Here is a 14,267-nt window from a genome sequence, read left to right as displayed (position 1 = left end):
ATTTTTTTATTGATTACCACAAATTGAGCAGATGCAACTGCCCTCAGTCACCTATCTGCCTGCCATTTGTCGAGATTATTAATCATTTCCAATGCGATGGTCATCGGACGTTCACTTTCTAAAAAACCGATAAGTGAAGCGGTAGGAACATTTCCAAGCCTGATGTTGCATTGTGCCGCAGCCAGCTGATCTATATGTGACCGGTTAACAGAACAGGAGGCTATATACTTGACTCCTGCCTCTGCGAGCAGGTTTAGCAGATCGGCAGTTATCACATCTTCTGAAAACACAATTACTGCATTCTTACCTTCTGCATAACAAACCGTCCCCGGCCCAAGGGAGTTTGCAATCAATGTGATTTCATGCTTTTTGCGATAAGCTATCGCAAGCGGTTCTTTCATGGGGGGATCGACACTATAAGCTACAGCACTCATCTTTAAAATTTTATACCAAAAATAAGGACTGGGGGTTCTCAAAAAAGTGAGGGCTATCAGCATAGTCTAGTGATCTTTATCAGTTTTTGAATTTTGCAAAAATCACGAATCTCTAGCTAAGATAAAATAATTATTCTACTAGAGTTCTTGGGAATAGAATTAAGCTCTAATTATCAACGCATTACATCGAGCGAGTAACAAATAAGTAACAGTAGGCATCCTATTAAAGCTACATGAGTGCCTTTTAAAGACAATCAGCACCTACTCTAATAATCTGGCATTTTGATTGGGACTTGAATCAAACATGTTATCTTTCAATAAAAAAACATTGATAAAGATAACAAGATTCTTTTAGGTAAAATACTTGGTGAGATTTATAGACTCAAAAAAATACATCTGAAATGGCGATTTCTGCGTCATCTGGACAGATATATGGCTTATTAAATGGTTTTGAAGACGCTATTGATCACGAACTGGAAATGATTGGATTTGTCACACAAGATGAAATTAATGGGGTTGGAAAAATACTAGATGAGTTTTTTTTAGACGAATCAAAAATGGCGAATTTTAAGGGGTTCTATGACTTAGAGCATAAATTCTCTAAAATAGGAGTAGATAGAGGGCAGGCCAATAAAATCTTGAGATATTATTACGCAGACGGTAGTTTTGAAGAACTTATTGATGAAATTAATACGTCGGATTCACCATCGGAGTCAAGAACATTTAACCTTAGAGACTACGATAAATAACATTGGCGTCTCCCGGCATTTAGACTAAAATGTTTAATGATGATAAGCTCGAACTTATTATCTTTCTGTTCTTTTACATGACGATAAAGGCTATACCTAAAAATCCTAACTATAGCTTTTATCGTCTCGACACCGAAACCAGCCATCTGGTAATTTTAACCTACAAAGACACTTTGAGGTAGTTTTATAAGCATTATACAGTTTTTATCGAAGATCATTTTCAACCCACCACGAGAAATTATCTGATATAATAATCTCATTCTTCTGAGTATGATGAGTTGTTTTCATCGGGATTAGTCTATACTCCAAATTATATTTCTCTGCCAGCTGTCTTATTTCAGGTGTATCGTCATAAGTCAACATATACCTACCCTTAATCAATGAAGTTAGCCTGAACAATTCTTCATGATCTATATCATAACAAGTATATAATCTTTTACCAGCAACAGTGTAGGGTGGATCAATGAAAAAATATGCACCCTCGTTATTTAAGTTTTCTGTGATAACTTTAAATGCGTCTCCTTCGATGAAATCAATTTTATCTTTAACATATCCAATAGCAAGAATCCTATCTCGGAGGGTTTTGGGGTACCATCGTGAGGTAATCCCTTTACCATTTTCTCCACTTTTAATCATTCCTGAACCTTTGGCAAGTATCCCGCCATGAAAAACTCTGTTTTTCAATATCGTGCAAAAGGCCTTATCGGACAACTGCTTATCGGGCTTTGTCAATTCACTATTCACATTATCATGTGTAAGGTCAAAGTTGAATATCCTCTCTGCTAGCCACCGATTCTTGCCGTTAAGTATGGTCTGCCAGACAGCGGAAACTTCGTCATCAAGCTCAACCATTGTAATGTGATTAGCTAATTTCTCAAAAGCCGCAGTTAGACTGACAATTCCCCCACCCGCAAAAGGTTCAATCATTAAGTTTACTACTGATTGATCTTGTTTAAGCCACTTCCTAATTCTTGGTATAAGCCAGGTTTTACCGCCGGGATATCTAAATGGACTCCTTTGCGGTACAGATGCCACATTAACAACTGCATGTGCATCTCTTTTCTCTTCAATATCAAACATTTTTATTTGATTGTTCATTCTACTACAATACTTTCAACGGTGTCCAAATTAGAATTACCTGCTCTCTTCGCATCCAATTTCTTTTGGAGCACATCAGTAAACTGAATGATAGAACCTGCTTCAAACTTCGCAATCTGTTCTAGCGCACTTGCAAAGTTAGTATATATTATTCTTTGTAACTTAAGTGACAATACTTTTGTCCCAACATCTGGCACAAGATCATAAAGGAAGAATGCAAAATCTGACAACGATTTGTCAACCTCTGGAAGAGGCGGTAAAGTATTGTAAAAGCTCGTCTGTAATGCAACCACTTGTTTCTTCTTCCATTGATTAAGAATAGACCCCTTAGCAATGATCTGAGGGATTAGTCTCTTTCGCGAAGAAGAAAGGTAATCGGGCTTAGGATATTTAAATGCGTGATTCCACGTGAATGACTCTGTAGGGGATTCCAAATAAGCAGTAAAGGGGCCAGTAAGATTTCCTGATATATATACTGCTTGCACTTCTAAAGAACCAAAATCAACCACTCTTCCTTTATCGTCATATGAAACTAGAACATAATCAATATTGCCAGCAGATTTGCCATGTTTGTCTTTTAATCTAACCTCACCAACATGAGTCCATGTTGATTTCTCGCTAAATATAAAGCTGGCAGCATCACTGATAATCGTCCAATCTTCTCTAAATCTAATCGGACATATAATCACCTGCTTATCCTTATGGTTTAAACTGCACACTCCTAAGGGGAATTCAATGCTATTTTTAGTGCAGTTAGAGACAATATTGTTGTATGGACAAAGTTTATTGTCCCGATAACGCTTTGCTCTTTCACTTTCATCATTGATAGGAAACCCAAAAACTTCGCCTAGAGGTTGCAAATCTTTCTTTTCTGAACTCATTTACCAAAAGTAATAATTATGTTGTTCATTGAAGACCACATTTAAGGCGTTTTTTTTCAAGAAAAAAAGTATCTCCTTCTGAGAATACTTTCAGAGAATACCTAAGAATACACCATTTCTCACATAATAAGGGTCAATCATTTCGCGTTTGCACTAATTATCCTCGTTGGGGCTTTGATTCGAGCGTTTATGCTTTAAATGAACCAATTTGAATCCGAATTACAAATCCAACTTACACAATAACCGCCAAAAACGGTTGGATATCATAAATTAATTATTTGGTTGATAACTAAAAATTATTTACTATTGATAAACAAATCAACCTCTTAGCTGCAATGGCTTATAAAATTAAGTTCTCAATCTCATCATTCTCTGCCTTATCTAAGGATAATTCTATTCGCATAAAACCGCATAACGGATCACCTCCCGTTTAAGTAAATTTTACTAATCAACTAGGTGGTTTCCAAACCAGATACCGAAAATATAGAATCATAAATACTTGATCTCTTATTTTCACATCACAATTCCGTACTGAATCCTCAAAACAAAGTATTCTTAAATAACCAAATATGTGGAACGACAAAGAAACTGACATCGACCTGTTAGATCATGAAAAAATTGCTCAAACAGTTATTGAAATTACAAGCGACAATCATCTTAGGCCACTAACCATCGGGATTTATGGTGACTGGGGTGTAGGAAAATCATCTGTTCTTTCTCTACTACAAAGCGAAATCAAAAAACAAAACAAAGCGCAATTGATAAATGCGCATACTATTATGTTTAATGGTTGGTTATTTCAAGGGTACGAGGATGCAAAAACGGCGTTAATGGAAACAGTAGTTTCTGAATTGGCAAAGTTACAGCCCAGAAATGTTAAAATCCAGAATCTCGCCAAGTCCCTTATCAAACGAGTAAACTGGCTTAAAGTGGCAAAAGTCTCGGCCAACGCAGTCCTGACTGGAGTTACAGGAATACCAATGGGATCAGTTTTAGGTGGGATTTCAAGTTTTATAAAAAAGGGTAAGCAAATAATCTCCCCAGGAGAGGCCGATAGCAATAGTCCATTTGAATCTGGGGAAGATGGCTTTCTGAAAGACGTAGAAGAAGAAACTGTAACGGATCAAATTCAGGCTTTTAGGAAAGAATTTATTGAACTGATAAAAAAATCAAAAGTCGATCAAGTCATTGTACTTGTTGATGACCTAGACCGTTGTTTACCTAAGTCCGTCATTGAAATTCTAGAAGCCATACGGCTATTCTTATTCGTTGAAGGCACCACCTTTATAATTTCCGCTGATGAAAAAATGATTGAATATGCGGTTAGGGAGCATTTTCCAAATTTACCAGCAAGCTACTCGGAATACACCAAAAATTATTTAGAAAAACTTATTCAAATACCGATCAGGATTCCTTTATTGAATCAGCTTCAAACGGGAAACTACATTAAATTTCTGATGCTACAGTTTCATCTTAAAAATGATTTTATAGAACTGAAAAAAATCTATGAATTATTTGTCAGTAAGCGAAAAACTCCGTACGAAAACTTTCCTTTGACCTATGAGGTGATACAGGATGCATTAAATGACAATACCACCGAATTAAAAAAGACTCTACTTATTGCAGATCGGTTGGGCCCAACTTTGACCAATGGTTTAAAAGGGAATCCTAGAAATATAAAACGCTTTTTAAATACCTTGTTTTTAAGGATGCGAATCTCAAAAATCTATGGACTCCAGGATAATATTGAACTAGGTGTTTTGGCTAAATTGATGTTACTGGAGCGTTTTGAAACGGAGATTTTTGAAAAGCTCGTATCGGAAGTTGTAAGTACCGAAAAAGGAATTTCTGAAACAGTAAAAACAATTGAGGGGAACTTAGATAAGCTAAAATCTGAACAAGAAACGGAGACAGAATCGCAACTTGATGAGCTTAATTTTCCTGAAAGATTAGTAGAATGGGTAAAAATCGAGCCAATTTTGGGAGATACTGATTTAAGACCTTATGTATTTATATCCAAAGAAAAAGCAATTGGTTTGCAATTAAATGACGAATTGTCTCCAAGACTACTGGATATATTAGAAAAACTAAACAGTAACTCTGATATGGCATTAAATACTGTTGCTAAGGCATTGCCAGATCTAGATAAAGAAGAAGCAATAAGACTCTATGAAATTTTAGAAAATGAAAGTAGAAGCTCACCGAATCTTAAAGAGTTACCAAAACAAATAAAAGGTCTGTTAAAGTTGATCCAATGCTTCCCTGCACTTGAGATTAGGGTGGTTAAACTGTTGTCCTCTTACCCGCCTGGATCATTAGGTGTATGGGCAATAAGTCAATTGGCTGGCCTGAAAGAGCCATCAGCCCAACAAGAATTCTCACTATTACTACGTGCATGGTCTACCCAAACCGAAAACAAGATTCTAAAAGATTATGCCGTGATAACACTTAAGCAAAATAAATAACTATGGGAACTTCATCTCCTTCGAGTGGAGCAAGTGGCTCCAATCCTCTAATTCCGTCATGGATACCAGATTTGGCTCCTGGGCCAGCACCTACACCCCCTGACCAGGAACAACCTACTCCTCCGGAGCAAGACACTCCTAACCCAGATAATGGCCCAGAACCACCAACACCACCTGCTGACGATAACGTTCCTACGAATTCTCCACCACCCAATACAAATAGATTTAGGCAGCCGAAAGTAGATTTCAATAATTTTGTAAGAAGCGGCGGGAATAATCAACAGGCCTTCAAAGATGCTGTAAGGGGTTACAGCAAAAGTGCCAGCGGTAACACTAGGGTAATGGCACGTCGGATGCAACCGTCTGTTATCAGGGTTGTTGACTTCTATAATGCCATAAACAAAGTCAAAAATGAAGGGTTAGATGCGTCTTTACAAACATTTAATCTTACATCCTATCAGGGACGTTCCGCCTTAGAAATCCTCTCGGCGTTGAGTGATGAAATCTTCAGAGATCACGCAAATGCCTTCGACAATACCCAAGACGACGCAATAACTAAACTAGCATACGCCAACACTGTTACGCGTATCTGTGATATTGAAAATTTAGACCTCAATACTCTAACAAACGAACAGGTCGAAGTGATGCTAGCTATCTTTATTGAGGAAACCATTGCACAACGGGTCATTTGCGATTTGGGTAACAAAATGACGGCCCTAGAAAGTGACATTACAGTCTTACTGGAAGTTGAGAATAATGCTTATCAAATCATAAGTGGACTGGTAAGAAATACAATTATGCCGGAGATAGTCGCAACTCAGTTAGGTGATAAAGCTGACCTGAATAAACAAATTGAAAACATTTACCGTTCCGCCTTTGATACTTTAGGCGGTATTAATAATTAATATCATGGGAAAAATTGCCTTAATTGCCCTTGTTGGAAATGAAGATACTGGTGTCAATTTACCTGAAGGCACCTACTTGAGACAAGCCAACTTGTCGCTTTTTCGAAACTACGATCAATATGATGTAAGTCTACATGCCTTCCTAAAGTCACTTAAAAAGCTTAAACTTGAACCTTCTGAGCTTTCAATGGACTTATTAGTGATCGCTGCTGTAATGTATGGAGCAGATACTAGAATCAATAGAAAAGATTTTGCAGAAGATGGCTGGACAAGAATAATTGACTTATTTATCCCGGTAAGCGACGTTTCTGTTTGGAATAACCAAAAGGAAAATTTAGAAAGAATTTTTAAATTCCTTACAGGAGATATTTGGACAGTAATCTTTAGACCAAGGGCTGGAACAGACCTACAGCTATCTCCTAGGGGGAAATTAAAGAGATATAAAATGCCCTATGAAACCGATACTGTTTGCCTCTTTTCAGGCGGCATGGACAGTTTTATTGGTGCAATTGATTTATTAGAGAGCAATGTTAGGCCACTTTTAGTAGGGCATAAAAAAAGTGGAGATGTATCAAAGTTTCAAAAAATATGCGGCGATGCACTTGTGGCAGCATATCCGCTCCTCAGTCCTCAGCAAATATCAACCCATATTGCTATCCCAAAGACCAACCTTTTTGATAGCCAAGAAGATACCGAACGAGGAAGATCGTTCCTTTTCTTGACGTTAGGGGCTATATGTGCATCGGTGTTGAATGCTAATTCTACTTTGGTTGTACCAGAAAACGGGATGATCAGTCTAAATATTCCCCTAACCCCTTTGCGTACCGGGTCACATAGCACCAGAACAACTCATCCCTTTTATTTTTCCAAAATGCAGCAGTTATTCAATGCATTAAATTTAGGGGTAAAGATCAGCAACCCTTATCAATATCAGACCAAAGGTGAGATGCTAACTAATTGCAAAAATAAATCCCTAGTAGTAAACACCGAAACAATGTCTTGCAGTCACCCATCAGGAAGGTATGAGGGGTTGGGCAACCTACATTGCGGTTATTGTGTACCCTGTATAATTAGAAAAGCAGCTTTTTTAGCAAGTGAACAGCAAGATAAATACCCTTATCGGACTGAAATCATAGGCCATCAGGGATTAAGTATAGCAAAAGCGGAAGGAGCAGATATACTCGCATTTAAGTTTATGGTCGAAAAAGTAAAGAAAAACCCCAATTTCCTAACTGCCGCTATTAGATTGACAGGCCCACTTGGTGAGGATGTATTGCCTTTCATTGATTTATATTCGCGTTCTTTAATAGAAGTTAACAATTTAATAAAGCAAGTGAAACTGATATGAGCAGCTATTTGGTAGACACCCACTGTCACCTCGATTTATTTAAAGATATCCAAAACAACGTTAATCGTGAGGATACCCTGGGAATTAAAACCATAACCGTTACCAATAGCCCGTCATTTTATGAGCCAAATGTTCAATTATTTGCATCTTGTAAAAACATACGAGTAGCAATTGGGCTACACCCCGAATTGATTGGACAATTTCAGCAGACCCTACCAATTATGGAGAAACTAATATTCCAGTCGAGATTTATTGGTGAAATTGGAATGGACGGTTCAAAGGAATACATAAAAACATATAGTCAACAACTAACCATTTTGAAATCCATTTTAATCAAGATTAAAGAGAGTGGGAATAAAATACTAACCGTTCATACGAGAAATGCTGCCAGAGATGTAATCCAAACCATATTCGATCAGTTAGGGGATTCGTCATCAAGTAAAGTAATTTTACACTGGTATACTGGCGGAACTACTGATATGATGAAAGCCATTGATTATGGGTACTATTTTTCCATCAACCATAAGATGCTTCAGAGTAATAGGTCAAGAGAAAACATCAGAAATATTCCTGAAGAACTGTTACTCACTGAAACGGATGCTCCATTCACATTTGACAATATAATAAAAGATAGGCTTTCCTCATTAAATTATACTATCAAAGGGTTAGCCACTATAAAAAACAGGACGGATGAAGCCATGAAAAATACGATATATGAAAACTTTAGAAAACTCCTACAATAGTTATTGATGGAAATGGATGCTTACATAAGAATATTAAAATTTGCAAGTGGATTCGATGCGATTACATTTCAAAATCTATTTGATTTTATAACCAAAAACGATATTCGTTTCCACCTTGAATATAAAATAACAGAAAGTAACACGATGTTAATCAATATTTTCAGACAGGACTTTGTCAGAGAAAATGGTGACAAGCCTGTTTTAAATTTTCAGGGCCAATACTATTTAAGACCAGAAGCCTTAACATATTTATTAAACTACGAGTCATTAGCTGCTGCTAGAGAAGATGCAAAATCCGCTCGGAGCGAAGCGCTTGACGCCAATAAACTGGCAAAAAAAGCAGTTAATATTGCTATAGCAAGTATTCTTATTACTGCGGTGTTGACACTGCTTCAAATCTATTTACAACTCAACCCAAAATGAAAGTCAAGAAACTAAAAATTTAAAATTGATTGGGAAATCATCATTTCATCGATAAATGCCTAACAATGATCTATTTATTAACCATAATTGTAAATTGACAAAAATATTATGAGTACAGGAGACGCTCCAGACCCGAACGAAAAGTTAACGACAATAAAGTTTAATCTTTATTCTTTAAAGTTCACACCATATAATGATGCATCGTATACAAATGCTGACATACTTACCAAAATAATTACCTATGTAACCAATGAAATTCACAAAGGAAAAGGCCATTTGATTGACCGTCACCATAAACGGATTGGTGAAACTCCAAGAGAGTTGTTTATTTCGAGTGCTGTTATTATGCCAAAGGATAAAAGAATCCGGTGTACGATTGCCCTTCTCCGGGCAGGACGAGTACCGATGCTTAAACCAGCAGACAAATTCAAATTGATTCCGTTGGATTCGACAATAGGATCAATTGCTGAACAAACGCATTTTTTTATCGATTACAGCAAGTCTCAACTTGTTCTTTGTACAGAATTCAATTATCATGGCCCACGTGCATCAGACATAGAATATTATTTTAGAAATGTCGGGCATGAAACCCTTAGGATTTCCAAAGCGACTGAACTGGCCATGTTTATGGATTCAACTATAGATAAAACTTTGGCTGAACTAAAAAATGTGTTAAATATTGATATAAAGCTTCAGCCAAAAAAACTGGTACATCTAGACTCTGACCTAACAGGATCATATTTAACTGGCATAAATTCCTTTGGAAATCTATTAAAACCAAAGTACATCAAATTAGAGGCGATGTATCAATCACCTGGTAATACCGTTACAAGTACAGAAATAAATAAGGAAGCAAATGGCATGATAAAAACGATGCTTAAAAGATTTAAAGGTAGACCTTTTAATATTGAAGCATTTGAGAGTTTTGTGGTAAAATATGAAGATAAGGATGGTCAAGAAGAGGTTTTCAATCTACTAAAAGGTAAAAAAGAATTGGTAAGGGAAGTAGATTTAAAAAAAATAACCAAACTCCGCCAGTGGTATGAATTGATAGAAACTGAGTTTAACGAATTTGTTGATTCAATATGAACACTCTAGATCGCTACTTTAAAAAACCATTACTCTACGATTATTTAATCGCAATTATATTCTGTATGATCGTTTATAAATTCTATCATGAGCAAATATTAGTACTACCTAAGAGTGAAGCAATCATGTCAATGGCATCCGATCTGACTACAATCTCGCTAACGCTTGCCGGATTCATATTGACACTATTGACAGTACTTATTACCTTCAAAAGTGGCAGTCGAGTTACCAGGGAAAATTATACTGAGGACGACCCATTATTTGATATATTTTTTGCCAGTGAAATGTATTTTAAAACTGTTTCACTATTGAAAAACTGCGTTAAGTCATTGATTTTCATTACGGTTCTCGGCTATAGTTTGAAGATATTGTTACCAGAACAACACTACATTTGTATATATTTCTTTAATATAGTAGGGTTGATTATTATTGTACTAACCCTATGGAGAAGTTTGTTAATCTTAACCAAGATAATTAACCTACAAAGGGATTCCTAACAAAAAATGGTTTGCTAACTTGTGGGTATTAAATAAAATAGTCCTATTTAGCTTTTCTGACGCATTTCACATAGGTCTTGAATTTATCTGCATCAGCTGAGTTCACGCTTTCATCGTAAATAAAGAGTCGGAATTTTCTAATTCCTTTCCCACTAAAAGTCAACAAGTCATTAGCACTAAGCGTAATAAATGCCGAATACTCATAGCCGTTTTTATCAGCCTCAACCTCTATTTCCTCTGTAGGCCTTGACCATTTCGTCCCGTCTGAAAAAATAATGTACACACCTTTTTCCCTTACATTCAAGGTGCTGCCGATTGTCCTTAAACTTAGATAATATACAATTTTACCTTTCAGAATATTTTTATAGAGGATTACGTTGCTGATGCTATGACCAGACGACATAGGAGAATTTATTGTAATCTTTCCTGTAAATTCATCCACATCTCGTTCAATTCTTGAACATAGCTCCTGTTCATCGTATTTAATCGGAGATGTCAAAAATGGGAAATTATGCTCATATTCTGCATCATATTTATAGTAAATAAGTTGCTTGCTTACTGTATCCTGAAGAACAAATATTGGCTTTTCTAGATAAGTTTCGCCGTTATAATCCGCACCCGATTTATTGACAATATTCTGTACACGGAAAATACGGTTTAAAAGACTATCTTTTTGTGTATTGAAGGTATATTTCTTTTCCGGGTAAATCACCCTACCGTCATACATGCTCTGAACATAATCCATTTTTTCATAAAAGGAATGCCCAAACCCGGAAATCGCTTGAGGATTTAGCTTCAATAACAATCCCTTGTACAATTTAAAGTCATCTGCCAAGTAGTTCTCAGTAAATTTCTGAGCCATTGATTTGCCTGCAACAATACAAAAGGCAATAATAAAAATCATATTTTTCATTGAGAGAATTTAGAGTAAACAAAAGTAATCAATCAACAGCATTAATCTATTGCATAATTAAGAAATACCAAACCTCAATACTCGTTGAGTTTCAATTGCGAGATGTGTATTAATAAAATGATTAAGCCCCAATATAATTTCCTTTGAATTTCACTACAAAAAAAGTTAAACACTTACTAGGTTGGCAAATCCCCGAGAAAACGATAAATTCGTATAACTAACTTATTGCTTATGAATCTATTGTCTGACGGCCAATTTCTCCCTTCGGAAGATGCTGAGTTAATATTAAAGAAACTATTAGAAACCATTCCGCAGTTAACTGGTTCAATCGCACCAGAAGGATTTACAAAAAGTCCCTTCTTCTACTATTATCACCAAACCTTAGCAGAAGAATACCAAATGTACCGCCGCATCCGCGCCATGCGATTTAAAGACGATAAAAGGGAAAAGAAAATTCTTGTCAGGAATCCACCCTTGCTTACTTTTGAAGAATTTATACCAGGTTATAAGCCTATGCCGCATCATCTTCCAGATGAAATAGTTGCCATGCTTTGCGAATTATTTTATCAAATCGCTGGTGGTAGTTGCAAAATATATAACCAAGACAATTATTATTACGGTTTTGGGGGTTCCGATCATTATGGTCAAACTGTACAAAAACTAGTTTACGAGATGGGGTTGACTTCTAAGGAGTATTTTTTCTATAGTACTTATCTCCGGCACCCTTATAAAAAAGCATCCAGGGTCGACCTAAGACCTGTTTATGAGCATATCTTTAAATTCTTAAAATCAGCGGGGATTAATTGGCATTTTAGAGAATTTTATTTTGATTTTATCCTGGGCTTAAAAAGGGAAATAGAGGCCAAGAACACAGCTTTTGAAGATGGCACGGAACATCCCACATTTGGTATTCTGGAAGGTATTGCGTCCTTTTTGCAGCTTGGTGATCGGAATCCAGAAAACGGCGAGATGGTATTTCCTGATTTTGGGACTGAGTTTATAAATTATAATAAGGAACCCGATCTGATATTAAAAACTTATATTGATGTATATGGTGCGTATCCGGTCGGATATCCTCCAAAAATGACAGATTATATTTAATGTCGACACCATTCGGCATTGGCTAGGTTTAAACAGACAAACCTCGGATCTACTACTGCCGCCCATTATTCGCCGTGTCTTTTCTCCGTAAACACCCAAAGCAAAAACCTGCTACGGCCTCTGTGGGGTTGGCCCGTTTTTGCAGGCCGCAAGTGTGTGCGAGGCATTTCCAACTAATCGCAGTTTTCAATAAATATGTCCTAGGACATTCATAACTGTGCCTTTTTTGAAATGGCATCTATGCAATTACTTCAATGTCGTTATAATTACAGACTACGATTTGTCTTTTAGCAGGGTGATCGGTGATAATGTGATCATAAACATCAGGAAAGGTATTGACCAGAATCAGTGACATGACCAAATCATGAATTGTCCCATACCATTCACGGCCCTCACTTTCACTGCAAGGCCAACCATAAATTTCATCGTTGCTTGTCATATGGTACTCATCTGTCGCCTGGGTAATTCGATCATCACAAATTGGGATAATGACCAATGACCGACCGTCATCACCTCGATAAGCATCTTCAGGGTCGAAAGTCCCGTCTATAATATCATGGTTATTAAAACTTAGCCAGGAATACAATATGGCATTAATGGGATAAGCTGACGGATTTGCCTCGGCATATTCAGGAACATTGCTAAAATCTGGTAAAATAGTTTTTGGCAGTAAAAGTAACCCTGCACTTTCTTTCGTACCAGCCAATAAAGTCTTATCACGCATGAAATTAGGTGTCTTTTCTAGCGAGCCAAGCACCTCTTGGGATATATGGTTGATATGAATTGCTCTTCCGGCAAAATATTTAAAGCTCTTTTCAATGTCAGTTATGCCATCTTCATTATATCCCGAATTGTCCAACATCGTATAAATGCCCCGTGTGAGTTCATTGTTGTCCACGTATTTAAGTATGGGATATTCTTTAATTGTCATTTAGGACTTGTTTAGTGTCTTAGAATAAATACCGCTAAGGTAAACATTGAGCAGCTATTTAATTTATTATTAGGGGTACTACTTTAGTGTTTTAAGTTGATGCCAGAAATCCTCAGAAAAGCGGGCCTGGAATTCCGAAGCAAAAAATTCGTCCTTTTTATCTGATTTTATAATGGATGATATAACAGTGTAATGGAAATATCTTTCAGGAAATATGTCAATATTGGACATCATTAATAAAATCAATGCAGACTCCAGTAACGATTGGTATTTATTTTCATCTATTAACAGGTGGCGAAGTCCGAAAACATCCATAACCGGAGCTGCAAAATCAGGTTGTTTATAGGTATCATAAGGTTGATTTAAAAATGATGCCGCCAGGCCTGAGTATTTGGCGAAGTGGTCAATGTGAAATTCAACTTCTCGTTTTTTAAAACTGAGCAGGTATTGGAATAATAAGACTGTCAATTCTTTCTTTTTAGCATCAGCAGTTGTCAGGGCAAGAATTGCGTCGATATGTAATGTTATAAATTCACTTTTTGTCATAATTTACATTAAACTTTTGCTGTAGTTAAATTAGGCTTTTTGTTGAAATAAATAACGATGATTAACACGTGTTTTTTAGCTAAAAAATATAGCTTTTTAGCTAAAAAAGCTAGTTTTTAGGTGTTGCGTATTTCAGTGAAACTG

The 14,267-nt window shown here is 36.5% G+C and carries 14 protein-coding genes; 8 read left to right on the top strand and 6 right to left on the bottom strand.

Going from position 1 to position 14,267, the window contains the following annotated elements; translation table 11 throughout:
• Window positions 1-47 precede the first annotated feature (47 nt).
• Entirely contained in the window at window positions 48-434 is a 387-nt protein-coding gene (locus tag B0O44_RS19655; protein WP_170123376.1) for a Rossmann-fold NAD(P)-binding domain-containing protein, read from the bottom strand.
• Window positions 435-835: 401 nt separating this feature from the next.
• Here B0O44_RS19655 and B0O44_RS19650 point away from each other — a divergent pair, with 401 nt between their 5' ends.
• The gene (locus B0O44_RS19650) at window positions 836-1,183 is read left to right on the top strand and encodes a hypothetical protein (protein ID WP_110833818.1); all 348 of its coding nucleotides are present in this window, start codon (window positions 836-838) and stop codon (window positions 1,181-1,183) included.
• Window positions 1,184-1,387: 204 nt separating this feature from the next.
• On the opposite strand, the gene B0O44_RS19645 is transcribed toward B0O44_RS19650, so the two are convergent.
• Window positions 1,388-2,281 carry a DNA adenine methylase gene (locus B0O44_RS19645; RefSeq protein WP_211321423.1) on the bottom strand — a complete coding sequence of 298 codons (894 nt, stop codon included), beginning with the start codon at window positions 2,279-2,281 and terminating at the stop codon, window positions 1,388-1,390.
• Window positions 2,278-3,162: a NotI family restriction endonuclease gene (locus tag B0O44_RS19640; protein WP_110833817.1), complete on the bottom strand. Its 885-nt coding sequence runs from the start codon at window positions 3,160-3,162 to the stop codon at window positions 2,278-2,280. The genes B0O44_RS19645 and B0O44_RS19640 overlap by 4 nt, the downstream gene beginning before the upstream one ends.
• Window positions 3,163-3,731: 569 nt before the next feature.
• On the opposite strand from B0O44_RS19640, the gene qatA reads away from it, so the two are divergent.
• From qatA to B0O44_RS19610, 6 genes are all read left to right on the top strand, one after another.
• Window positions 3,732-5,627 (top strand): Qat anti-phage system ATPase QatA, encoded by a 1,896-nt coding sequence (qatA, locus tag B0O44_RS19635; RefSeq protein ID WP_110833816.1) that lies wholly within the window; start codon window positions 3,732-3,734, stop codon window positions 5,625-5,627.
• A 2-nt stretch (window positions 5,628-5,629) separates the two neighbouring features.
• Window positions 5,630-6,532: a Qat anti-phage system associated protein QatB gene (gene qatB, locus B0O44_RS19630; protein ID WP_110833815.1), complete on the top strand. Its 903-nt coding sequence runs from the start codon at window positions 5,630-5,632 to the stop codon at window positions 6,530-6,532.
• 4 nt (window positions 6,533-6,536) lie between these two features.
• Window positions 6,537-7,880: a Qat anti-phage system QueC-like protein QatC gene (qatC, locus tag B0O44_RS19625; RefSeq protein WP_110833814.1), complete on the top strand. Its 1,344-nt coding sequence runs from the start codon at window positions 6,537-6,539 to the stop codon at window positions 7,878-7,880.
• The gene (gene qatD, locus B0O44_RS19620) at window positions 7,877-8,623 is read left to right on the top strand and encodes a Qat anti-phage system TatD family nuclease QatD (RefSeq protein WP_110833813.1); all 747 of its coding nucleotides are present in this window, start codon (window positions 7,877-7,879) and stop codon (window positions 8,621-8,623) included. The genes qatC and qatD overlap by 4 nt, the downstream gene beginning before the upstream one ends.
• A 6-nt stretch (window positions 8,624-8,629) precedes the next feature.
• A complete protein-coding gene (locus B0O44_RS19615; RefSeq protein WP_110833812.1) occupies window positions 8,630-9,046 on the top strand; it encodes a hypothetical protein in 417 nt (138 codons plus the stop codon).
• Between the two features lie 108 nt (window positions 9,047-9,154).
• Window positions 9,155-10,135, top strand: a complete 981-nt coding sequence (locus tag B0O44_RS19610; protein WP_110833811.1) for a hypothetical protein — start codon at window positions 9,155-9,157, stop codon at window positions 10,133-10,135.
• A gap of 540 nt (window positions 10,136-10,675) precedes the next feature.
• Here the strand turns inward: B0O44_RS19610 and B0O44_RS19600 are convergent.
• On the bottom strand, window positions 10,676-11,545 hold the full coding sequence (locus B0O44_RS19600) for a hypothetical protein (protein ID WP_110833809.1): 870 nt from the start codon (window positions 11,543-11,545) through the stop codon (window positions 10,676-10,678).
• Between the two features lie 231 nt (window positions 11,546-11,776).
• Between B0O44_RS19600 and B0O44_RS19595 the strand changes: the two genes are divergently transcribed.
• The gene (locus B0O44_RS19595; protein WP_110833808.1) at window positions 11,777-12,646 is read left to right on the top strand and encodes a hypothetical protein; all 870 of its coding nucleotides are present in this window, start codon (window positions 11,777-11,779) and stop codon (window positions 12,644-12,646) included.
• 238 nt (window positions 12,647-12,884) lie between these two features.
• Here the strand turns inward: B0O44_RS19595 and B0O44_RS19590 are convergent, their stop codons facing one another.
• Both B0O44_RS19590 and B0O44_RS19585 read right to left on the bottom strand, forming a co-directional pair.
• Entirely contained in the window at window positions 12,885-13,577 is a 693-nt protein-coding gene (locus tag B0O44_RS19590) for a hypothetical protein (protein WP_110833807.1), read from the bottom strand.
• A 78-nt stretch (window positions 13,578-13,655) separates the two neighbouring features.
• Window positions 13,656-14,123, bottom strand: coding sequence for a hypothetical protein (locus tag B0O44_RS19585; protein WP_110833806.1), 468 nt, complete (start codon window positions 14,121-14,123; stop codon window positions 13,656-13,658).
• Window positions 14,124-14,267 lie beyond the last annotated feature (144 nt).

Origin of the sequence: Pedobacter nutrimenti (genome assembly GCF_003208655.1) — a bacterium.
GTDB classification, from domain to species: domain Bacteria; phylum Bacteroidota; class Bacteroidia; order Sphingobacteriales; family Sphingobacteriaceae; genus Pedobacter; species Pedobacter nutrimenti.
The sequence above is the reverse complement of the archived record's forward strand: the minus strand, read 5'-3'. Positions and strand labels throughout refer to the sequence as shown.

Excerpts from the sequence above, each read along its gene's own strand:
- B0O44_RS19655 (WP_170123376.1), bottom strand. The coding sequence starts at position 434 with ATGAGTGCTGTAGCTTATAGTGTCGATCCCCCCATGAAAGAACCGCTT.
- B0O44_RS19650 (WP_110833818.1), top strand. The coding sequence starts at position 836 with ATGGCGATTTCTGCGTCATCTGGACAGATATATGGCTTATTAAATGGT.
- B0O44_RS19645 (WP_211321423.1), bottom strand. The coding sequence starts at position 2,281 with ATGAACAATCAAATAAAAATGTTTGATATTGAAGAGAAAAGAGATGCA.
- B0O44_RS19640 (WP_110833817.1), bottom strand. The coding sequence starts at position 3,162 with ATGAGTTCAGAAAAGAAAGATTTGCAACCTCTAGGCGAAGTTTTTGGG.
- qatA (WP_110833816.1), top strand. The coding sequence starts at position 3,732 with ATGTGGAACGACAAAGAAACTGACATCGACCTGTTAGATCATGAAAAA.
- qatB (WP_110833815.1), top strand. The coding sequence starts at position 5,630 with ATGGGAACTTCATCTCCTTCGAGTGGAGCAAGTGGCTCCAATCCTCTA.
- qatC (WP_110833814.1), top strand. The coding sequence starts at position 6,537 with ATGGGAAAAATTGCCTTAATTGCCCTTGTTGGAAATGAAGATACTGGT.
- qatD (WP_110833813.1), top strand. The coding sequence starts at position 7,877 with ATGAGCAGCTATTTGGTAGACACCCACTGTCACCTCGATTTATTTAAA.
- B0O44_RS19615 (WP_110833812.1), top strand. The coding sequence starts at position 8,630 with ATGGAAATGGATGCTTACATAAGAATATTAAAATTTGCAAGTGGATTC.
- B0O44_RS19610 (WP_110833811.1), top strand. The coding sequence starts at position 9,155 with ATGAGTACAGGAGACGCTCCAGACCCGAACGAAAAGTTAACGACAATA.
- B0O44_RS19600 (WP_110833809.1), bottom strand. The coding sequence starts at position 11,545 with ATGAAAAATATGATTTTTATTATTGCCTTTTGTATTGTTGCAGGCAAA.
- B0O44_RS19595 (WP_110833808.1), top strand. The coding sequence starts at position 11,777 with ATGAATCTATTGTCTGACGGCCAATTTCTCCCTTCGGAAGATGCTGAG.
- B0O44_RS19590 (WP_110833807.1), bottom strand. The coding sequence starts at position 13,577 with ATGACAATTAAAGAATATCCCATACTTAAATACGTGGACAACAATGAA.
- B0O44_RS19585 (WP_110833806.1), bottom strand. The coding sequence starts at position 14,123 with ATGACAAAAAGTGAATTTATAACATTACATATCGACGCAATTCTTGCC.